The organism is Bremerella alba (genome assembly GCF_013618625.1).
GTDB lineage: Bacteria > Planctomycetota > Planctomycetia > Pirellulales > Pirellulaceae > Bremerella > Bremerella alba.
The window spans coordinates 53,112-73,513 of sequence record NZ_JABRWO010000008.1 but is presented as its reverse complement, the minus strand read 5'-3'; the positions used below and the strand labels follow the sequence as shown (position 1 = coordinate 73,513).

The window sequence follows — 20,402 nt, the reverse complement described above, 5'->3', positions numbered from 1 at the left end:
ATTTCCTGATATCCGCGAAGATTTTTACGCACTAGTTGCAAAGCAAATCGTCATGAGTGAAGCCGTTAAAACGTTGATCTTTCTGGCCATGGCTGTCGTCATGGGAGGCTTGGCCTACGTCTCGCGCCCCGCACCTGCGACCAGCGCTCCGGAAGAAGAAGTCAATCAGCCACTGTTCCCTGAGTTTACCAATCCGCTCCAAGCCGAATCGATGCAGATTACCCGCTACGATTCCGAACGCGGTCAGATCCGCCGCTTTGAAGTCTCCAACACCAGCGATGGCTGGCAAATTAAGTCCAAGGGAGGCTACCCCGCCAATGCCACCGCGCACATGACCCAGGCCGCCAACAGCCTGGTGGACCTGAAGGTGCTACGCATCGTCAGCGACCTGCCTGGCCAGCAAGCCGAATACGGTGTGGTTGAACCGAATGCCAACGCCATTTCAGCCGCCGACGAAGGCGTTGGACAGATGGTGACCATCAACGATAAAAGCGACAAGACACTGGCCAACCTGATTGTCGGAGCAGCCGACAAGGCAGATCCTCAACTGCGTTACGTCCGCGTTCCAGGCCGAGACCGAATCTATCTGGTGCGACTGGACCCGACGGTTTTCTCGACCGAATTTTCCGACTGGATTAACAAGGATCTGCTGCAAATCAATCCCTTTGACGTGGCTTCGCTGCGTTTCCGCAACCACACCATGCAGGCATCCCCCGATAATCGCCTCACGGTTCTGCCACAACTGGACGCCAAGGTGGCCTTCAACGCAGAACGCAGCGACTGGCGTCTTATCAGCTTGAAAGAAGCCTCGCCTGGCAACCCCACCGAGCTAACGGATGCCGAGCTTCCCGCCGGCAATAAGCTCAACAGCGAGAAACTCGACGAAATTCGCAACTCGCTCGATGACTTAACGATCGCCGACGTATTTCGCAAGCCCGAGCAACTCGCCGAGGCGCTCAAGTCCGGAGACGGGCTCAAGGGAATTAAGCAAGAAGACCTTCCCACGCTCTACTCCAATGGATTCTTCCTCTATACGATGCCGGGCGAATCAGAAAAGCATTTGATTGGCTTGACCGGCGAACTGGTCATCGAGACTCAGGATGCGATTCGTTATCGACTGCTATTCGGGAAAGAAGTCCTTGGTGGCAACGACAAAAACCAGAAGCAGCAATTCCTATTTGTACAAACGGAACTGGTCGACGAGATGTTGCCTCCTCCGATGCTGCAAGAGGTTCCTGAGATCAAAGAAGGGGAAGATCAAGACATTGAAGCCCAAGCCAAGGCCCGCGAGAAGATTCTACAAGCCAACGATGTCGCAATGACCGCATACCGCGAAAAGAAGAACGTCGCCACGCAGAAGATATTCGAGCTCAATGCCCGCTTTGCCGACTGGTACTATGTCGTGAAAGCAGAAAACGTCGCCAAGATTTTGCTTTCCCGCGATCAACTCGGCGTTCCGACCAATCAACCCACCAACCAGCCCAGCGGAGCACCAGGCCGCGTCTTCCCAGGCGGCCCAGGCATGGGCATGATGCGACCACCAACGGCCCAGCCTCCGGCGGCCCAACCGATGCCGCAACCGGAAGCCACGGAAGAATCTGCCACCGAACAGCCAGCGAGCGAGAAACCAGCCGGCGAAGATAAGCCCAAGGAAGACGCAACTGCCAGTGAAGAACCTTCAGACACTCCGAGCGAGCCGATGAGCTCAGACGCTGAGAATGAAGAAGCGGCTGCTGAAGAGAAATCGGCCGAAAAGGAGGCAACGTCCACATCCGAGGAACAACCTGCTAACGACGGCGAACCATCCGACTCGGAAAATACCCCGCCAGCAGAAGACAAGCCAGAATAAGTTGTAAAACTTCGGCGAACTCCATTCCAGACGCGATCCTCCAAGATCCACTCGTGTCGTTCCTTTGAGACGAGCCGAGCATCCCAAAGAAGATCGCCCACTGCATTTCGCCAAATTCCACAAACAGTTCGACTTGGCGTTCGCGTCACATCAGCTAGAATCTAGGGAAGTTAGCTTCCCACAAGCTTTTGCGCCCATAGCTCAGCTGGATAGAGCAGCGGTCTTCTAAACCGCAGGTCGGAGGTTCGAGTCCTCCTGGGCGTGCTTTTCTTTCTTTCGGCGACAGTGCTCGGTTCTTCGCTGGGGCACTTTCTTGTTGCTATAGTGCGTCATTGCCGATTGCTGCTGGCAGTCTGAACGATCTATCTTTGAGGGCATCTGACTATGAGTAAATCGATAATGGATCGAAAACGGGGATGCCTGTTGGGGTTGGCGATCGGCGATGCGCTGGGGGCGGCTGTGGAATTCAAACCACCCGGCTCGTTCCCACTGGTGACCGAGTATCGCGGCGGCGGGCCCCATGGCCTCGGGCCGGGTGAGTGGACCGACGATACCAGTATGGCCCTGGCCTTAGCGGACAGCATCGGTCATGCAGGCTGGGATCTTAACGATCAAGCAAACCGTTACCTGGTGTGGATGCGAGCAGGGGAATACTCTGTTACCGGCACTTGCTTCGACATTGGCATCGCTACACGCTCTGCCCTGCTTCGCTTTGAAGCTTCGCGTGATGCCCAGACCTCTGGGGATACGTCGCCACACTCGAGTGGCAATGGATCGATCATGCGGCTGGCACCGGTGCCTATTCGCTATGCCGAATACTTTCCTAATCGAATCGATGAACTCGCCACCCGTGCCGAGCAGTCGAGCATCCCGACGCATGCTAGCGAGATTTGTCGGTCGGCGTGCCGTTACATGACACTGATTCTTACCGGTTTCATGCATGGACTGACGCGAGACATTGTCTTGGATGCGAAGTGGGATGCACTGGAGCAATTGAAATCTCTGGCCCCGCTTGCTCCTGAAATCGCCGAGATCGCCGATGGTAGCTTTCGTCGACGAGAGCCGCCTGAGATCCTCGGCAGCGGCTATGTGGTGAAAAGTCTCGAAGCGGCTTTGTGGGCGCTGGATCGCTCCGACAATTTTCGCGACGCGGTCTTAGCAGCCGTCAACCTTGGAGACGATGCCGACACAACGGGTGCGGTCTGCGGTCAGTTAGCTGGTGCCTACTGGGGAGAGAGCCACATCCCGGAAGTTTGGCAAAATGGGCTTGCCAAGCGGGACATGATCGAGAAGGCGTTGGCGAGTATTACTGGCTGAGCGTTTTCCGTTTGCCGAGAAGTTGTTTAAAATAGTAGATCGCCCCTGATTCACTTCGCAGCACCATCCACCTTCAGGCTTTCCTTTACCCATGACTTGCGACACTTCCACGCCAGCTAGTGAACGACTACTCAGCTGGTTTCACGATCTCGATTCCTGCCTGGTTGCGTTCTCAGGCGGTGTCGACAGCAGCGTCGTAGCCAAGGCCGCCGTGCTTGCGTTAGGAGAAAAGTCGTTTGCCGTCACGGCGAAAAGCCCCAGCGTTGCCCAGCGCGATCTGCAGATCGCTCAAGAAACAGCCGAGGCCATCGGCATTCGTCACGAGGTGATCGAAACGAGCGAACTGAACCGGCCAGGCTATGTGGCTAACGCACCTGATCGTTGCTTTCACTGTAAGTCTGAACTGTACGACCACCTGTCGGCGATTCGCGCACACTTTGCATCAGCCGTCATCGTGAATGGGGCCAATCTCGACGATCGAGGGGACCATCGCCCCGGGATGATCGCCGCCACCAACGCAGGCGTGCGTTCACCTCTTTTGGAGTGCGAGATCGACAAAAGCACGCTCCGCGAAATTGCCAAGCAGTGGGATATTCCGGTGTGGGACCGCCCTGCTTCACCCTGCCTGGCAAGTCGAATTGCGTATGGTGTGGAAGTCACGTCCGAGCGGCTGATGATGGTCGAGTTGGCCGAAGAAGCGTTACGGTCGCTGGGCCTTCGCGACCTTCGAGTCCGTTTTCACGACGGCGACTTGGCTCGCCTGGAAGTCCCGTTGGAATCGATCGAGTGGATCGCCAAGCCTGAAACTCGCGAGGTGCTAGAGCGACGTTTAACCGAAATCGGCTTCAAGTTCGTCACACTCGATTTGGGAGGCCTGACGTCTGGAAGCTTGAATCAACTGATTCAGGTATCGCTCGACAAGAATTAAAAAGGGCTCGCTTGCTGAAATGGCAAACGAGCCTCAAATCTTATCCTTCACCCACTAGCTGGCGAAGATACGATTCATTCGGTCCGCGATTTCCGTAAGACGCTCGCGTCCACCGCCTGAGATTTCCGCGGTCGCCCAGCCTTGGTAGTCGATCTCACGAAGTTCAGCCATGACTTTCGGCCAGTCGACATCCCCTTCCATTAGCTTGGCACCGAAGCCTTTTCCCTTGCCATAGTCTTTGATGTCAAGCTTCTTGATACGGGCCCCGAGAATTGGCACCCACTCGTGCGGTGGCGAATACTTAACGGTGTTTCCCACGTCGAAATACGCCCCCACCATGTCGCTATCTAGCTCGTCAATGAAGCGGGCCGTTTCTTTCGGATCGGTCAGGAAGTTGTTCCACACGTTTTCCATCAAGATCTGAATGTTATGCTCTTTCGCGATTGGAATTGCTTTTTTGATTTGCTCGATCGATCGATCCCAACACTGATCATAAGTGACGTCTTTGTTTACGACGCCGGGGACAAGTAGAACGCTTGTACCGCCGTAGGCTTTGCTGGCCTTGATGGCGGTAATCAAACCCTCGAGCCCCTCCTGACGACTCTCTTCGTCCGGGTCGGAAAGGCGCGTCTTCCAATGGATGGAATCGACCACACCATGCACGGGAATTCCAGAAACCTCGACCGCTTTGCGGACTTCTTCCGGTTCGGGACCGCCAGGCGAATTGAGTTCGAGCCCGTCAAATCCCAATTCCTTCAAGACGGTCATCTTCTCGGCCAGCGTCCCTGGCACACCCACCATGCCAATCTTGACCGACTTTTTGATACGTTTCTCACCGGAAGCCGTCGTATTATCTGCCGACAACAACGATGCCGGAGTTGTCAATGTAAGACCAACAGCCGCGGCTGCAGTGCAATTGGCCAGGAATTCACGACGGGACGTGGACATCGGCAGGACCTCGAACAAGAAACGAAAAAAGGTTGGTACGCTCTCTCAATCGTACCAACCCTTGCGCGAATTTGAATGCTCAGATGCCGAATAATTTAGAAGGAATTCTTTGCAAATTCCTTCTTTCGTTACGAGAGCGACGGCTTTCTTAGCTGCCGTTGGACTCGCGAGGATCGTGTGAAATCGGATCCATGGCCTTGGTGTTACGTTCCACGGCCAAGGCAATCGTCCGCTGCTCGAGGCCATCCTTCGAGCGAGCTACGATCGGGAAGATCTGACGCTTATCAGGGAAGTCCATTTTCACCATGAACGTCCCATCTTCACGCACCTTAACTGGCTCGCCAGATAGCGTGACATAGGACCCAGCTTTGGTCGAACCGCAAACGATCATCTCGACTTCAATATTAAGGTCGAAGTCATGATTCGGCTTACCATTGGAGAACTGATCTCCCACCAAGCCCAAGCGAGCAGCCATCGGCATGCCCACGGGGCGGCGGAAACGCTGCTCGAGCATTTCACGCAGTTCGCCATCGGAATGCTCTTCGTCGGCACCACCACTAAGAGCGTAGATTTTCTCGACGTTGTCGGCCACATCACCCCAATTCCCGTCAATCTCTTCACAGGAGCCAGGCCGTGGGGTGGTCACCATATTGCTGCGAGCAATCGCGTGGAACCTTCCATTGGCAGCTAAATAACCCAAATGGCAACGATAGCTTTTCGGAGGCTCAACGACGTCGATATACCAATTCTTGACACCACCATGGATTTCGATCTGCTTAACCAGTCGCTCGGAACCACTGGTCATAACTTCTCCATCGACTTCGGTCACGCGAAGTACCGGCGTCGAAGTATGCCAGTCTTGGGCCAAAGCTGCCTTGGCGCGATCGATGGCCTTACGGGAAACTTCCCAACAGGCATGCAGCCAGTAAGAATCGCGAACCATTAAAACGAGCCGGTCAGGGCCGTTCTGATCGGTTGGGTTCGTTCCCAGGTCTTTAGCGGCCTGACGCTGTTCGTACATCGAACGAATTGACTCAACCACTTTCGGGTCAGATGCCTTGGCTGGCTTAGGCTTCGCGGCACGCCGCTTGGCCGGTGCTGCCGGTTTGGCCTTGGCGGCCGGAGACTTCTTCGGTTTGTCCGCAACCGATGCCAACGCTTTCACAGGGGCTGGCTTGGTCTTTTTGGACGTCTTCGCGGTGGATTTGCTCTTGGCCGAAACAGCACTCGATTTGGCGGCTTTGATCAACGCCTTGACGAGTTCATCCTTACGCATCGCGTGCCAACCGGTCACACCACGACGCTTCGCCATTTGGGCTAAATCCTTTGCTGTATATTCCTTAAGTGAAGCAGCGGTGATCAAGGTTAGTCCTCCTGGCTCAAAGGATGTGTGGCCTACATCGACCGGGGGAGTAACAACGTCGCCCCGAGGCAATATAAATCTGAGGGTCGCCGTCCATGACTAGAGTCACTCGACACGCCCCGCTCGATCCCTGAGCAGAAGCTTCACCTGAAACGCAAGTGAAAAGGAAAGTGAAATGAACTTGCGAAAAGGCCAATTACGGGGATGCAATTGGCTAATGGATTGTTGGGTAGGTTGATCTCGTCGCTCGATAAGCAACATATGCCGCGAGGCTGAAGCCAAAATCCACCCCATTAAACCGCATATAGCGGACTTTATGGGCAGATGCCATGCACTGCTTCTGAGCGAACCAGAAACAGCCCTACAGGGTGGCTTTTCAAGGACAGCGACACGGTCCCATTGTAGCCAAACCGAGGTAGAAATGCAACGTACCACTGCCAGGTGATACGCCCGTAAAGTGATTCTGGTTTTGCATATTTCCAGAAGATATGCGTTCTGCGAAAGATTTCTTGCCAGATGCTAATCGCATCGGTTCGAAGGCCAAGCATCGATCGAAGCCAACAGCACCTAAGAGCCGCATTGAACACCCCACCGGCAGTGCCCACAGTTTGATTCTGAAAGGGCCGAGATGGACATTGTGAAAAATTCCACGAATTCCCTCGCTCCGGCGGTTTCACCTGATTGACCCTGCCCTTGGGATGAAATAGATTGACCGCCATGAGTTCGCGGCAAGCTCCAACCTGCCTATAGGAAAGTGAGCCGGAAGTCCCCTTTAGCAAAGGCAAACGCCTTGGCACCTCGCCTCCAAGCGGACATGTCTCCGATTGCGAGCGCCTACCTCTGGGTAGGACGGATTTTTTCAATCTGTGGCGAGATGGTTGTGCCAGGCTTGCTGGGTTATTGGCTCGACCAGACCCTGGGCTTTCAGTTTTCCATATTCGCACTCATTGGATTTTTTGTCGGACTTGTTTTTGGCATGACGCACTTGGTGCTGATGGCCACCACCGAACAGAAAAGCGGACGCGCAGAGGACGCCCCCGGCGAGCCGAGTCAAGACGACTCGCTTAAACCTCCGCAGCCCTGAATGCCCCGCAAGACGAAGTGATGAATACTCCTAAAGCTAACGCTTCTGAAAAGCAGAACGCCCATCTGGGATGGCATGACTTCCTGCCATGCCTGTGGATGCTGCTAGGAGTGCTCGGAGTGTTCCCGTTCTTCGCGGCCTATGGCTATACCCGATTCGAGATTCACGGTGTCTTCGCCGCCATCACCGCCGCAGCGGTGGTACTTTTCGCGATGGAAGCCGCTATTCTGACGGCCATTTTCCTAAGAAACACCGAACTCCGTGTTCAATCTGTTCTGCTCGGAATGTTTTTCCGCGCGGGAATTCCACTAGTTTTTGGAATGTTGATGCACAAAGCTGGTGGCCCGCTTGCTGAGGCCGGATTGTTTGGCATGATATTGGTCTATTACCTTTTGACCCTCGTGGTCGAAACCATATTGGCTGTCCAACTCGTATCGCAGACATCCACTATTAAGAAAGCCGTTTAGCCGATGGCCGCTGACGAGATCCTGCTCCACATCAAAGATAGTTACTACTTCGAGGTTCCGAAGTGGCTGTGGAAGCGTGATCACGAGTCTCATTCCGACTTCCCTGATGTTTGGGTCAAACTCGACTCAAACTTCCAAACGTGGCAAGCCCACGAGGTGTATCACCGCCTGGAAGAAGAAGGTGCTAAGGGGCTGCCCAGCGAAGGCGCTTTCCTGGAAGAGTACGAACATTGGTTGCACATGCCTGGTAACCACGGCAAACCAGTCAAGCGATTCCTCAACCACAAGGCAGCAGAAAACCTGACCTTGGGTGGCGACGAGTTGGAGTGGGCCATTCTGGGTGAAGAGATTGCCGACGACTACACCGTCGCGCAGTACAAGGAATTACCTGCCGATCACCAGCATGTTAGCTGGGCACCGACCAAGGTCGATGGCTACAACCACGCGCTTAGCGGCAAGATCTTGATTCCGCAGCCGTTTGGTGGCGAGCTTCGCAACCTTTACCAAAAGGAAGCAGGCTTCGCCATCTCGAAGTTCATGGTGATCGAATTGTTCGTGGCCGTGATCATCTCGGTTGTTTTCATTGCGTATGCAAAACGCGTTTCCAAGGGCCAACTGCCCAAAGGTTGGTTTTGGAACCTGATCGACGTCTTCATCGTGTTCCTACGCCAAGACGTCGCCAAAGCAAATATTCACCATGGTGCCGACAAGTTCGTTCCGATCTTGTGGACCCTGTTCTTCTTCATCCTGGGTTGTAACCTGTTTGGTTTGATTCCCTGGATGGGTTCCCCGACCGGTTCGATTAGTGTCACGGTCACCCTAGCCCTCGCGGTGCTATTTATAGGCATGGGGGCTGGTGCGAAAGAATTCGGCACACTCGGCGTCTGGCTCAATCTGGTTCCCAGCATGGAACTTCCCTTGGTCATCTCCATTGTCATCAAACCGATGATGTTCGTGATCGAGTTATTGGGCTTACTGATTAAACACGCGGTGCTTGGCATTCGTCTTTTAGCGAACATGGTCGCCGGGCACGTGGTGCTTTTAGCCATCATGGGATTAGCAGTACAAATACAAACAGCGGTTGGGGTGCCCAGTGCGGTAGCTTGGCCGATTGTTGGTGTGATTTTGGTTGGTAGTGTGCTTTTGAGTTGCCTCGAACTATTCGTGGCTTTCCTTCAGGCATACGTCTTCGCTTTGCTTACGGCGTTGTTCATCAACTCAGAGACACATAGTCACTAAGTGGATGAGGCTGACCGGCAAGGTCATCGCCCGCATCGCTTTCGTTTTGAATTTACTTTTTGTTTCACTGAAATACGCGTAAACGCCTTTTGTTACGGTTGAGGAGACCTGTTCCGTGATCAACTTTGTCAAATTGAGCATCATGAGTGTTTTTGCTTTGCTGGCACTTACTGCTCCCGCCATGGCCCAAAGCAATGTGGGTGACCTGAAACTGAACTACATCGGTATCGGTTTGGTGGTTATCGGTGCCGGTTACGGTATCGGTAAGCTGGCTGCCAGTGCCCTGGAAAGCATGGCTCGTCAACCGGAAGTTTCCGGTAACATCCAAACGGCCATGATTATCGCCGCGGCTCTGATTGAAGGTTTTACCTTCTTCGCGCTGGTTATTTGCTGGTTCGGCCCTTAATTATTTGCGTCGTCGACGCCGTTTGCTTTCGTTCCCCCAGCATTTCCGGAATAGATTAGATATGCGCAGCACCTATTTGAAACGCACGCATTGGAGTGGTCTCACGGTCCTCCTGCTATTGGGCATCTTCCTGGCTCCGGCTTGGTCCCAGGATGACGAAGCCCAGCCTGCGGAGTCAGATCCTGCGCCCATGGCCGCCGCTGAAGATGCACCTGCCAACCCGGCAGAGCACGCGGATGACGCGGAGCATGCCGAAGGCGAGCATGCCGATGAGGATCACGGCCATGGCAATCCTCATGACCTATCGCACAACGACGGGAGCGAAATGCTCTCAGCACCACACGAGCCGAGTCTCGATTTGGCGCTGTTTACGTTGATTGTGTTCCTCTTGCTGGTGGTTGTGTTGGGCATGTTTGCCTGGACGCCGATTCTCAATGGCCTCAAAGCCCGTGAGAATTCGATGGAGGGCAAGATGAAGAAGGCCGAAGAGATGTACGAACAAGCCAACGCCAAGTTAGCCGAGTACACTCGTCAGCTTTCCGAAGCCCAACAGGAAATCAAGCAGATGCGGGACGAAGCGATCAAACTGGCCGACGACAAGGCCAAGCAGATCGTAGCGGCTGCCCAGCAGTCGGCCTCGGCAGAGCGAGATCGTGCGATCCGCGAAATCGATGCTGCCAAGGGTTCCGCCATCAACGAACTAGCTCAAGCTTCGGTCAATATGGCCGTCGACCTGGCGGGACAAATTACCCGCAAGGAATTGACCCCAGAAGACCACGCAAATTTGATTCAGGATTCGATTTCCAAGCTGCCTAGTAACAACTAAGTCGCTCTGCGTTATCGAAATCCCATTACGACTTTACCTCCGCCAGGATATCCTTCAGCACCATGGCTGGAACATCTTCCGACAAACAGACGTTCGATCTCAGCCGGCAACGGATTGGCTCAGTATATGCCAAGGCATTGCTGGGAGCAGCCGATGATGCAGGCCAGACCGAGGTTGTCCTGGACGAATTCGGCTCGTTGATCCACGACGTAATCGCCCAACGCGACGATCTTCGCCATGTGATCTCTGGCAGTATTCTTTCGGAAGAGCAGCGTATCGCGGTGCTGGACAAAGCCTTCGGCGACAAGATGAATTCCGTCTTGCTCACCTTTTTGAAGGTGGTCACCCAGCACGATCGACAAAACTGCTTGCGGGAAATTTACGATGCCGCCGTGAAGCTCAACAACGAGCGTCTCGGCCTGGTCGAAGTCACCGCAAAAACGGCTACCGAACTTCCTCAGGAACTCTCGGACAGCTTAACGGCCAGTCTGAAAGCAAAGCTGGGGCGCGAAGTCGTTCTCAAGTCGGAAGTCGATCCTAGTGTCATCGGCGGACTGGTCCTGCATGTTGGGGACACCGTCTTTGATGGCAGTGTCGCCAACCGACTGAAGCAGCTTCGGCAAAAGGCTCTCGAAACCACGGCTCGGCAGGCGAAGGCGTCGCTCGAGCGATTCACCAATTCAACGCAGAGTTAAAGCAGTAGACGGTAAGTTCCATGAAATTCAACGCGGACGAAATCGCTTCTGTCATCAAGCAGGAAATCCAACAGTTCGACACGCAAATTGACGTGCGAGAAGTTGGACGTGTCCTGGAAGTGGGTGACGGTATCGCTCGGGTCTATGGCCTTTCCGGCATTATGGCCGGTGAAATGGTCGAGTTCCCCAACGGCACAATCGGCCTGGCCTTCAATCTCGAAGAAAACAGTGTCGGTGTGATTATTCTGGGTAACTACCTCACCATTAAAGAAGGTGACGAAGTCAAAGCCCTCGGGACGCTGCTTTCCGTTCCTGTTGGTGACGCAGTGCTCGGCCGCGTGGTCGATCCGCTGGGGAACCCACTCGACGGCATGGGGCCGATTCAATCGAGCGAAACTCGCCCGGTCGAATTCCTGGCACCCGGCGTGTCCGAGCGACAACCGGTTCACGAACCGATGCAAACCGGGATCAAAGCGGTCGACGCAATGACGCCGGTTGGTCGTGGTCAACGTCAGCTGATTATTGGTGACCGTAAGACCGGTAAAACCGCTATCGCGATCGATGCGATCCTCAATCAAAAGAACACCGGCGTTAAGTGCTTCTACGTCGCCGTGGGTCAGAAAGACTCGTCGGTTGCTGGTGTGGTGGAAGTCCTTCGCCGCAACGGCGCCATGGAATACACCACCGTCATCGTCTCTGGTGCGAGTACCCCTGCCCCGCTGCAGTACGTTGCTCCCTATGCTGGGACAGCGATGGCAGAGTACTTCATGTTCAACAAGCAAGCCGCTTTGATCGTCTACGACGACTTGTCGAAGCAAGCTGCCGCCTATCGTGAACTGTCGCTGCTGATGCGACGTCCACCAGGTCGCGAAGCCTACCCAGGTGACGTGTTCTACTGCCATAGCCGCCTGTTGGAACGCTCGTCGAAGCTCAACGATGCGTTGGGTGCTGGCTCGCTCACCTCGCTGCCGATCATCGAAACGCTTGAAGGTGAAGTTTCCGCTTACATTCCGACCAACGTGATTTCGATTACCGATGGTCAGATTTATCTGCAACCTGACTTGTTCTTCGCTGGTATTCGTCCGGCCATGAACGTCGGTATTTCCGTCTCTCGCGTGGGTGGTAACGCCCAGATCAAAGCGATGAAGAAGGTTGCCGGTGGTTTGCGTCTCGATCTGGCATCCTTCCGCGAATTGGAAGCGTTTGCTCAGTTGGGTACTGAACTCGACGAAGCAACCCAGCGACGACTCGATCGCGGTTACCGCATGGTTGAACTGCTGAAGCAGGGCCAGTACAAGCCTCTGGATGTCTACGATCAAATTCTCAGCATCTATGCCGGTACACGTGGTCACTTGGATGAAGTGCCAGTGGTCGACGTACTGCGTTGGGAAGCCGAATACCTCGAATTCGCGCAGGCCAAGTACTCACAAATTCGTGAGAAGCTGGAAGCAACCAACGACCTGACCGACGAAATTCGTGACCTGATGGAAACGGCGATTGCTGAGTTCCAGAAGACGTTCGTCGAATCGGAAACTGCCGAAGTTTAATCGCCCCACCGCGATCCTTATAGTTACCAGAAGCAATGGCCAATCCAAGAACCCTCGATAAACGCCGCAAGTCGGTTCGCAATATCAAGAAGATTACGCGAACGATGGAGCTCATCGCCACGGCTCGCTTTAAGCAAGCCATGGACCGAGCTTCCGCCGCCACGGCGTTCACGCAGCGGATCACGCAGTTAGTTAAAGACCTGACTGCGGCTGATTTGCAGTTCGAGCATCCCTTGCTGGAAAAGCGAGAATCGAAGAAGAAAGCCGTGCTGCTGGTACTGACTTCCAATCGAGGTCTGTGCGGTGGTTACAACGGAAACATTTGCCGTGCTGCGTTTCCTCGTTTGAAGCAGCTGCAGCAAGAATACGATGAGGTCGAACTGCGAATCTCCGGTAAGAAGGGGATCGCGATCTTTCGTGTCCAAAAGAAAATGACGCCTGACCAAAGCTATCTTCACTTCGAAGATAAGCCGAAGTATGAAGAGGTCGAGCCGATTGCCGTCGATTTACTCGACAGTTTTCAGGCCCACGAAATCGATCGCCTGGATGTTGCCTATATGAAGTTCGTGACCAGTGCTCGCCAAGTGCCGACACTGGAAACGCTGCTTCCGCTGGGCGCCCTCGAAGGTGCAGCGGAAGATGCAGGCGACGCGGCCCAAGGCTCCAATTACGAGTTCATTCCTTCCGCCGAAAGCATCTTGGAAGAAGTCGTACCGACCAGCTTCAAAGTAAAACTGTTCAAGTGTTTTCTGGACGCGGCCGTCTGCGAGCAAATTGCTCGTATGATTGCCATGAAAGCAGCCACCGAAAACGCAAACGATCTGATTAAGTACCTGTCTCGCGAGTTTAATCGCGCACGTCAGAGCCGAATTACTAACGAAATTATGGAAATCATCGGCGGCGTTGAAGCTCTTGGCTAGTTCCTAACGAGCATCAGCGTAGCCCCGATTCCCACAAAACCTATTGGTCTGAATTTCCATCGAGAAAAGAAATATGGCGACTGCGACCGACCAGAAAATCGGAAAGATCACCCAGGTCATCGGTTCGACCTTCGATGCCGAGTTCGGGGAAGGCAACCTTCCCCCGATCTATAACGCCGTCAAGATAAACGGCGATTACAAAGGCATCACCATCGACCTAACCGGGGAAGTCCAGCAGCACTTGGGCGGCAATCGCGTTCGCTGCGTTGCCCTGGGTAGCACCGACGGTTTGATCCGCGGCTTGGACTGCGTCGACCAAGGCAAGCCCATTACCGTTCCCGTCGGTAAGGCTACCCTCAGCCGCGTGTTCAATGTGACCGGCGACCCAATCGACGGTCGAGGTGCGGTGGAAGCCGACGCCTACATGCCGATTCACCGACAAGCTCCGCCCGTCGACGAACTTTCGACCAGCACGGAAGTCTTCGAGACCGGTATCAAAGTGGTCGACTTGCTAACGCCGTTTGTGCGTGGTGGTAAAGCAGGTTTGTTTGGTGGTGCTGGTCTGGGCAAGACCGTGATTCTCACCGAGCTGATTGCTCGTATCGCATCCTCGCACGGTGGTTACTCGGTGTTTGCCGGCGTGGGCGAACGTACCCGTGAAGGAACCGACCTCTGGTTGGAAATGCAAGAGACCAAGATCGGTGACACCGGTCGTTCGGTTATCGAACAAACCTGCATGGTGTTCGGTCAGATGAACGAACCGCCTGGTGCCCGTCTTCGCGTGGCCCTGTCGGCGTTGACCATGGCCGAATACTTCCGTGATTCGACCGGTACCGACACCCTGCTCTTCATCGACAATATTTTCCGCTTCTCGCAAGCAGGTTCCGAGGTTTCCGCCCTCTTGGGTCGTATGCCATCGGCGGTGGGTTATCAGCCTACCTTAGCGACAGAAATGGGTGCCCTACAGGAACGCATCGCTTCGACCAAGAAGGGTGCTATTACCTCGGTGCAAGCCGTTTACGTTCCGGCTGACGATCCGACCGACCCTGCCCCGGCAACGGCGTTTGGTCAGTTAGACGCGTTTATCTACCTGGAACGTTCGATTTCGGAAAAGGGGATTTACCCGGCGGTCGATCCGCTGGCATCGTCCAGCCGAATTCTCGATCCACAGTACGTCGGCGAACGTCACTATGCGATTGCCCGCCGCGTGCAAACCACGCTGCAGCGTTACCGCGAACTACAAGATATCATCGCGATTCTCGGTATCGACGAACTTGCCGAAACGGACAAAATCATCGTCCACCGTGCTCGTCGTATCGAACGCTTCCTGTCGCAACCGTTCCTCGTCGCGGAAGTCTTCACCGGCAAGCCGGGTGAAATCACGCCGCTGGCAGATACCATCCGCAGCTTTGAAGAAATCTGCGACGGTAAGTGGGACCACCTGCCCGAATCGGCGTTCATGTACGTCGGTTCTATCGAGCAGGCGGAAGAACAAGCCAAGAAGATGGCCAAAGAGAAGGGTTAATCTGTGCCTTCCATCCAATGCATCGTGGTCACGCCAGAAAAGACCGCACTCGAAACGACTGCTGACTTCATCGCCTTGCCTCTGGCAGATGGCGAAATGGGGATTGGTGAAAACCATGCCCCGGTCATCGGTCGCCTCGGCTACGGCGAAATGCGAATCGTTTCGGCAGGTCAAACCCAGCGTCTCTACGTAGACGGCGGTTTTGTCCAAATTGCCGATAACGTGGTCAATATTCTGACCGGCAAAGCGATTCCGTCCAGTGATATCGACATCGAGCAGGCGGAAACGCAGCTCGAGGAAGCTTCCAAGGCGGTTGCTCCGACCGACGAACTCGCTGCTATCAAGTCGCGAAATATCGAGCAGGCTCGCAACCAAATTCGAGCTGCAAAGCGATCCACCAGTTAGTTTGGCCAATCGACACGTTGTTCTGATAGCATCCATCCAAGATCTTGATGCTATCGGAATTACTGCGATTTGTCCGCAATCTTGTGCGCCAACAGATTGTCTATCTTACCGAAACGCCACCGCTGGTAACCTGCGCGGGAAAAGCCATCTTCTTGAAGAAGTTTCCCTGCGAAAAAGACGCCCCTTCTGGTCGATCATTTCAAAGAAGTAACGGCAATGCCGCTACGTGAATGCATCGAGGGTGAAGGTAGAGTCAGAATGCGTCAAGATTCACAGCTTGGAACGTCCACACCGAGTTCATCCGGCAAAGGCCACCGCTCCGGTGCGTCGCTGCGGATTGCCCGCGGTCAGGTCAATCAGCGCGAACGTGAAATCGAAGTCCCCGTGTTCACCCTGGGATCGGCCAGCGAGTGCGATCTCCCCCTAGGTGACCAGCAGTTCCCTGAACTTTATGCCTACATCCTCCGTACTCACGAGGGATACCGCCTGCGGTGCTTGACCGCCGATCCAATCCTGACGGTCAATGGCGAGGACACAGTTGCCACGCAATTGAAAAATGGCGATCGCATTCGCTGCGGTCCTTACGAGTTCCATTTTCAGAAATCAGCCAACTCGTTGGCTCAATCGCCAGAGATGCCACAATCGGAACCGCCAGCGGTTGCCATGCATTGGGTGGCCAACGATGGCCAAGGCCAGGACGGTATCGAGGCTGTCCACCGTTTGCTTCGCGACATTCGCACGCGAGTCGACGGCCAATCATCCACTGAAGCACTTCGCCGGTCAGCCTGACCCGGCATAACCCCGTGAACCGGAAGAGTAGGTTTGATGCAACCGATTGCTCCTATCTTAGGAAATGAGTCGATTTCGCTCATGCCATACGAAGACGACGTGCTCGAGTCGCTTCGCAAGAGCCGAACAGCGATTGCCACGAACGAAGATCCCAGCGTGGTGATCTCGGCTCGCTGCGATCTCTTAAAGGATGAACTTCAAGAACTGTACGAGCGTTTGCTGGCGACCAACTGAGTTCTTCTTAGAACGAGTTGCCAACGGGATGCCTGCCTATTAGCATCGGAGACGTGAACGAGAACTCCGCATCATCCCCGGTCCGCCCCGATTCGCTGCATCGCTTGCAGAGTTGTGTTGGCATTTGGTTGCCTTTTCTGTTCTTGGCAACGTTCTTTTTCGGAAACGCTTTTGCGAAAAACGAACAATTTCTCTTTCGCGACGCGGCGCACTTCTATTACCCGCTATTTCACGAAGTCACCCGGCAGTGGAAAGCAGGCGAGGTTCCGTTGTGGTCTCCGTTTGATGGCATCGGTATGCCGCTCGCGGCAGATGCGACTCCTAGTGTGTTTTATCCTGGCAAGTTGCTGCTGCTGACGCCGCTGGGATTCAACTTCGGCATGCGATTGGTCGTGGTGCTGCACTTTGCTTTGGCATACGGCGGCATGTTCTGGGCAGCGCGCATCTGGCGGTGCTCGGTCTTCGCTGCATTACTTGCAGCCATCACCTACGCATTTGGTGGCCCGGTGCTTTCGTATCATGCGAACATCATCTTTCTGGTCGGGGCCAGTTGGCTTCCTTTTGCATTGGCAAATGGCTGGCTAATAGCTCGCCGCCCTGCCCTGCTCCCTGGTCTTGGCCTGGCACTGTCTTTAACCATGATGATTCTGGGCGGCGATCCACAGTTGGCATTTCATACGATGATGATGCTGGCCCTGGCGGCCGTCCTGTTTGTTCAGCCCTGGCGACGTCCTCCCAGTTGGCGGCGATGGTTCACCTGGCGTACCTATCGCATGGGTGCACTGGTCGGTTGTGCCATGCTTGCGGCCGGCTTGTCGGCCATTCAGATTCTGCCGACCAGCGAGTGGGCTTCTCGCAGTTTACGAGCGACCGCCGATCAACCTCGCAACGTTTACGAACTAGCCCAAGGCGTGGGCCCGCAAGGGGACGACCGCTTAACCGCCCTGCTGGGAAACCCCAAACCAAACACGCATGCGCTGCATAGTTACGATTTCAGTATCGGTCCTTGGAACTGGCCCAACACATTCATTGCCAACTTTAGCGGGAAGATGTATCCCCTGAACGAACGTTGGGTGAGGGCCATTCCAGCGGAAGGACGAATTTGGTTTGTCTCGCTCTTCATAGGAACGCTGACCGTTTTCCTCGCCGGCTATGCTATTTGGAACCGTCCATCTCGCCGCGTCGATCGCTGGCTGGTGGCCATCGGTTTATTCGGCCTGATAGCCAGTCTGGGCTGGTACGGGTTGGGTTGGCTGATATTGGAAGTCGGTTACGGCTTTGGCTGGGAAGGCAAGAACCTGCCGGTCGGTTCCCCCTTTGGCGGATTGTATTGGCTGTTAAACGTCTTGGTGCCAAAGTATGCCCAGTTTCGTTATCCGGCGAAGTGGTGGATCTTCTTCGCGTTTGCCGTGTCGCTTCTGGCCGCCCGAGGTCTCGATCAACTCTGCATCTCCCAGCGACTGTTCGGTTGGACTGCGATGGTAGCTCTCGTGTTTCTCATCGCCGGTGGTAGCGTTTTGCTGAGCGCCTCTTGGCTGGGCTCGATGCTTCCCATCTCGCCCAACGACAACTTATTCGGCCCGCTCGATCCGTCCGCAGGCATCTCGCAGATGGCCCTCGGGCTGGTCTCGGCCGGGGTGGCCCTGGCCGTTGGTGTGCTGGGCCTGTATTTCTTACCGCGCCGATTGGCTTTCATGCTCGTGCTGCTCGTGGCGGCTACAGAACTGGCGATCGGCAACGGGTGGGTCGCCCCGACGGCATCGCAGGACCTTTGGCAATCGAACGGTTTCGATCTCACGTCGCAGCCGCTGCAGTCACTCGATTTCCGGCCCACGAACTACTTCGATCGTCGGGATAACCTTTATCCGCCTGAGTTCGCCGAGAAGGGCTCGGCAGATCGGATGATCGCGGGGCTGAAGATTGATCGCAAAAATAACTTCCCCCGGTTTCATCTCTTAGATACGGTTCGTTTTGTCCCGTCCGTGGTAAGTATTACTCCCAGAGATCACGAAACGATTTGGACCTTAGCCCGGTCGGATCAGCCGTTGATGAACTTCCTCCGTGACATGCACGGGGTCGGTTGGCAACCCACCAATGGCCCCTGGCCCGCGGCATGGTGGCAGGCAGATATCGACTGGCATTCCCCGATCGATCCATTGCCACCGAATGAACATTTGCAAGAAACCAAGCAACTTCTCGAGTCGCTTAAGAAATCCGATCGTCTACGGCTGCTGAAGAGTCCCGACTGGGGGCAATCGCCTCTCACTTACAAGTGGGACTCGACGAACCGGTTTCCGGTCATTCTGGAAGCAGCCCCAGCAGATCGCCCGTCGCTTCCGACCGCTCCGCCTGCGGCCATCGTAAGTACGAAACTTGACCGTACAAGGGCCGGCCAGATGACCCTGCATTTGTCCAGCAGTCAGCCTGGGTGGGCTATTTTCAGAGAGTACTTCGACCCCGGCTGGCAGTGCACCATTACCGATGGCCGAGGAAAAGTGCGAAGTGGCGTTTCGATCTTTCGTGCCAATCGCATTCTGATGGCCGTGCCGATTAAGGCGGGCGACACGAAGGTCACGCTAACTTATTGGCCGCAGTCGTTCGTCATCGGCGCGGTCTTGTCCGGCTTCAGTTGGTTGGCGGTCGTTGTCTTGCTAGTTGCCAAGCTTGGCTTTGCAATTAGCAAACGCCGCTAAGATCGACCGGTCCCCGGTTCGCACGGCTGGACGAACCAGCCCTGGCACCTGTTAGATTCGCAGAACAAAACATCAAATCTGGAAGTTGAGTTCCGGCTGCAAATCTTCGACCCCTTCGGAGCGTAATCGCAGCCGTGGTTTTTCTAGCAGGACGGTGGTGCTGGGGTCGACACTTCGCGTGAGCCACACGCTGGAGCCCACCACGCTGTGGTTTCCTACGACGGTTCGTCCGCCCAGTACGGTCGCGTTAGCATAGATCACCACGTAATCTTCAATCGTGGGATGGCGTTTCACACCGCGGACGATGTTTCCTTCATTGTCGGTATCAAACGATACCGCACCCAACGTTACGCCTTGGTACAGTTTGACGTGCTTGCCAATATCGCATGTCTGGCCAATTACCACACCGGTACCGTGATCGATGAAGAAGTAACTACCGATCGTCGCACCTGGGTGAATATCGATCCCGGTCTGCTTGTGCGCCCACTCGGTCATCATGCGTGGGATGAACGGCACGTTAAGTTTGTACAGGGCGTTGGCGACACGATAAACGGTGATCGCCTCAAGTCCGGGGTAGCAGAAGATCACTTCGTCCAGGTTTGTGCAGGCTGGGTCGCCGTCGTAGGCCGCTTGCACGTCGGTGACCAGGATTTCACGCAAGTTAGGAATCCGATTGAGAAACTCGATGGCCATTGCCTGGCCTTTGGCTTCATAGTCGGTCTCTTCCAGCGGATTGCATGAGTCGGGCGTGCCGTTGACGCGTTCGTCATGCCGCAACGCTCGGGCAATCTGCGTGGTTAGCTTGTCGTGCAGACCATCGATCAGGTCGCCCACATGGTAGGTGATGTTCCCCATGTGCAGACCTTCGCGGCGCTGGTAGCCGGGATATAAGATCTCTTTCATGTCTTCGATGATCGTGATCACCACGTCGTAGTTCGGCAGCGGGCAGTGCCCCAGGTGGTTGATCTTGCCGATCTGCTGGTATGTGCTGACGATGCGATCGGTCAGCGTGGGAAGATCTTCTTTCAGACGTGCATCGGAGGCCATGGCGATTATCCTTCTATGTTGAACCGAGAGGGAGAGAATTGTTACTGGGTGAACAGGTCTGTCGCGGCAGCAAGTGCCAGCATGTGTTGGGGTTAGCAACAACAGAGGCAGGTTCGACAG

The 20,402-nt window shown here is 54.9% G+C and carries 19 protein-coding genes and 1 tRNA gene; 17 read left to right on the top strand and 3 right to left on the bottom strand.

The features are described from left to right. Positions 1–52: 52 nt before the first annotated feature. From HOV93_RS14550 to larE, 4 genes are all read left to right on the top strand, one after another. Complete coding sequence (locus tag HOV93_RS14550) at positions 53–1,849, top strand: DUF4340 domain-containing protein (protein ID WP_207397245.1); 1,797 nt, start codon at positions 53–55, stop codon at positions 1,847–1,849. Positions 1,850–2,039: 190 nt separating this feature from the next. Beyond that, a tRNA-Arg gene (locus HOV93_RS14545) sits at positions 2,040–2,113 on the top strand. A gap of 120 nt (positions 2,114–2,233) precedes the next feature. Beyond that, the gene (locus HOV93_RS14540; RefSeq protein ID WP_235990389.1) at positions 2,234–3,166 is read left to right on the top strand and encodes an ADP-ribosylglycohydrolase family protein; all 933 of its coding nucleotides are present in this window, start codon (positions 2,234–2,236) and stop codon (positions 3,164–3,166) included. Between the two features lie 91 nt (positions 3,167–3,257). Next, positions 3,258–4,094, top strand: a complete 837-nt coding sequence (larE, locus tag HOV93_RS14535) for an ATP-dependent sacrificial sulfur transferase LarE (protein ID WP_207397244.1) — start codon at positions 3,258–3,260, stop codon at positions 4,092–4,094. Between the two features lie 54 nt (positions 4,095–4,148). Here larE and HOV93_RS14530 read toward each other — a convergent pair whose 3' ends face one another. After that, the gene (locus tag HOV93_RS14530) at positions 4,149–5,042 is read right to left on the bottom strand and encodes a sugar phosphate isomerase/epimerase family protein (RefSeq protein WP_207397243.1); all 894 of its coding nucleotides are present in this window, start codon (positions 5,040–5,042) and stop codon (positions 4,149–4,151) included. Positions 5,043–5,190: 148 nt separating this feature from the next. Continuing rightward, complete coding sequence (locus HOV93_RS14525; RefSeq protein ID WP_207397242.1) at positions 5,191–6,405, bottom strand: DUF4912 domain-containing protein; 1,215 nt, start codon at positions 6,403–6,405, stop codon at positions 5,191–5,193. 790 nt (positions 6,406–7,195) lie between these two features. On the opposite strand from HOV93_RS14525, the gene HOV93_RS14520 reads away from it, so the two are divergent. The 13 genes from HOV93_RS14520 to HOV93_RS14460 all read left to right on the top strand — a co-directional run bounded on the left by HOV93_RS14520 (position 7,196) and on the right by HOV93_RS14460 (position 19,235). Continuing rightward, positions 7,196–7,489: an AtpZ/AtpI family protein gene (locus HOV93_RS14520; protein ID WP_207397241.1), complete on the top strand. Its 294-nt coding sequence runs from the start codon at positions 7,196–7,198 to the stop codon at positions 7,487–7,489. Between the two features lie 20 nt (positions 7,490–7,509). Beyond that, the gene (locus HOV93_RS14515; RefSeq protein WP_207397240.1) at positions 7,510–7,956 is read left to right on the top strand and encodes a hypothetical protein; all 447 of its coding nucleotides are present in this window, start codon (positions 7,510–7,512) and stop codon (positions 7,954–7,956) included. Positions 7,957–7,959: 3 nt separating this feature from the next. Next, positions 7,960–9,195: a F0F1 ATP synthase subunit A gene (atpB, locus tag HOV93_RS14510; protein ID WP_207397239.1), complete on the top strand. Its 1,236-nt coding sequence runs from the start codon at positions 7,960–7,962 to the stop codon at positions 9,193–9,195. A gap of 181 nt (positions 9,196–9,376) precedes the next feature. Next, positions 9,377–9,601 carry an ATP synthase F0 subunit C gene (gene atpE / locus HOV93_RS14505; RefSeq protein ID WP_105355332.1) on the top strand — a complete coding sequence of 75 codons (225 nt, stop codon included), beginning with the start codon at positions 9,377–9,379 and terminating at the stop codon, positions 9,599–9,601. A gap of 61 nt (positions 9,602–9,662) precedes the next feature. Further along, entirely contained in the window at positions 9,663–10,427 is a 765-nt protein-coding gene (locus HOV93_RS14500) for a F0F1 ATP synthase subunit B family protein (protein ID WP_207397238.1), read from the top strand. Positions 10,428–10,489: 62 nt separating this feature from the next. Then, positions 10,490–11,122: an ATP synthase F1 subunit delta gene (gene atpH / locus HOV93_RS14495; protein WP_207397237.1), complete on the top strand. Its 633-nt coding sequence runs from the start codon at positions 10,490–10,492 to the stop codon at positions 11,120–11,122. A gap of 20 nt (positions 11,123–11,142) precedes the next feature. Then, positions 11,143–12,669, top strand: a complete 1,527-nt coding sequence (gene atpA / locus HOV93_RS14490) for a F0F1 ATP synthase subunit alpha (protein WP_207397236.1) — start codon at positions 11,143–11,145, stop codon at positions 12,667–12,669. A 35-nt stretch (positions 12,670–12,704) separates the two neighbouring features. Continuing rightward, a complete protein-coding gene (gene atpG, locus HOV93_RS14485; protein ID WP_207397235.1) occupies positions 12,705–13,589 on the top strand; it encodes an ATP synthase F1 subunit gamma in 885 nt (294 codons plus the stop codon). A gap of 73 nt (positions 13,590–13,662) precedes the next feature. Beyond that, entirely contained in the window at positions 13,663–15,114 is a 1,452-nt protein-coding gene (gene atpD / locus HOV93_RS14480) for a F0F1 ATP synthase subunit beta (RefSeq protein ID WP_207397234.1), read from the top strand. Positions 15,115–15,117: 3 nt separating this feature from the next. Beyond that, positions 15,118–15,519 carry an ATP synthase F1 subunit epsilon gene (gene atpC / locus HOV93_RS14475; RefSeq protein ID WP_207397233.1) on the top strand — a complete coding sequence of 134 codons (402 nt, stop codon included), beginning with the start codon at positions 15,118–15,120 and terminating at the stop codon, positions 15,517–15,519. Between the two features lie 258 nt (positions 15,520–15,777). Further along, on the top strand, positions 15,778–16,308 hold the full coding sequence (locus HOV93_RS14470; protein ID WP_207397232.1) for an FHA domain-containing protein: 531 nt from the start codon (positions 15,778–15,780) through the stop codon (positions 16,306–16,308). 36 nt (positions 16,309–16,344) lie between these two features. After that, positions 16,345–16,542 carry a hypothetical protein gene (locus HOV93_RS14465; RefSeq protein ID WP_207397231.1) on the top strand — a complete coding sequence of 66 codons (198 nt, stop codon included), beginning with the start codon at positions 16,345–16,347 and terminating at the stop codon, positions 16,540–16,542. A gap of 53 nt (positions 16,543–16,595) precedes the next feature. Beyond that, a complete protein-coding gene (locus HOV93_RS14460; RefSeq protein WP_207397230.1) occupies positions 16,596–19,235 on the top strand; it encodes a hypothetical protein in 2,640 nt (879 codons plus the stop codon). A gap of 72 nt (positions 19,236–19,307) precedes the next feature. On the opposite strand, the gene HOV93_RS14455 is transcribed toward HOV93_RS14460, so the two are convergent. Next, complete coding sequence (locus HOV93_RS14455; protein ID WP_207397229.1) at positions 19,308–20,282, bottom strand: serine O-acetyltransferase; 975 nt, start codon at positions 20,280–20,282, stop codon at positions 19,308–19,310. Positions 20,283–20,402 lie beyond the last annotated feature (120 nt).

Bases quoted from the DNA above. Each gene is read 5' to 3' on its own strand.
- HOV93_RS14550 (WP_207397245.1), top strand. From the start codon at position 53: ATGAGTGAAGCCGTTAAAACGTTGATCTTTCTGGCCATGGCTGTCGTC.
- HOV93_RS14540 (WP_235990389.1), top strand. From the start codon at position 2,234: ATGAGTAAATCGATAATGGATCGAAAACGGGGATGCCTGTTGGGGTTG.
- larE (WP_207397244.1), top strand. From the start codon at position 3,258: ATGACTTGCGACACTTCCACGCCAGCTAGTGAACGACTACTCAGCTGG.
- HOV93_RS14530 (WP_207397243.1), bottom strand. From the start codon at position 5,042: ATGTCCACGTCCCGTCGTGAATTCCTGGCCAATTGCACTGCAGCCGCG.
- HOV93_RS14515 (WP_207397240.1), top strand. From the start codon at position 7,510: ATGAATACTCCTAAAGCTAACGCTTCTGAAAAGCAGAACGCCCATCTG.
- atpB (WP_207397239.1), top strand. From the start codon at position 7,960: ATGGCCGCTGACGAGATCCTGCTCCACATCAAAGATAGTTACTACTTC.
- atpE (WP_105355332.1), top strand. From the start codon at position 9,377: ATGGCCCAAAGCAATGTGGGTGACCTGAAACTGAACTACATCGGTATC.
- HOV93_RS14500 (WP_207397238.1), top strand. From the start codon at position 9,663: ATGCGCAGCACCTATTTGAAACGCACGCATTGGAGTGGTCTCACGGTC.
- atpH (WP_207397237.1), top strand. From the start codon at position 10,490: ATGGCTGGAACATCTTCCGACAAACAGACGTTCGATCTCAGCCGGCAA.
- atpA (WP_207397236.1), top strand. From the start codon at position 11,143: ATGAAATTCAACGCGGACGAAATCGCTTCTGTCATCAAGCAGGAAATC.
- atpG (WP_207397235.1), top strand. From the start codon at position 12,705: ATGGCCAATCCAAGAACCCTCGATAAACGCCGCAAGTCGGTTCGCAAT.
- atpD (WP_207397234.1), top strand. From the start codon at position 13,663: ATGGCGACTGCGACCGACCAGAAAATCGGAAAGATCACCCAGGTCATC.
- HOV93_RS14470 (WP_207397232.1), top strand. From the start codon at position 15,778: ATGCGTCAAGATTCACAGCTTGGAACGTCCACACCGAGTTCATCCGGC.
- HOV93_RS14465 (WP_207397231.1), top strand. From the start codon at position 16,345: ATGCAACCGATTGCTCCTATCTTAGGAAATGAGTCGATTTCGCTCATG.
- HOV93_RS14455 (WP_207397229.1), bottom strand. From the start codon at position 20,282: ATGGCCTCCGATGCACGTCTGAAAGAAGATCTTCCCACGCTGACCGAT.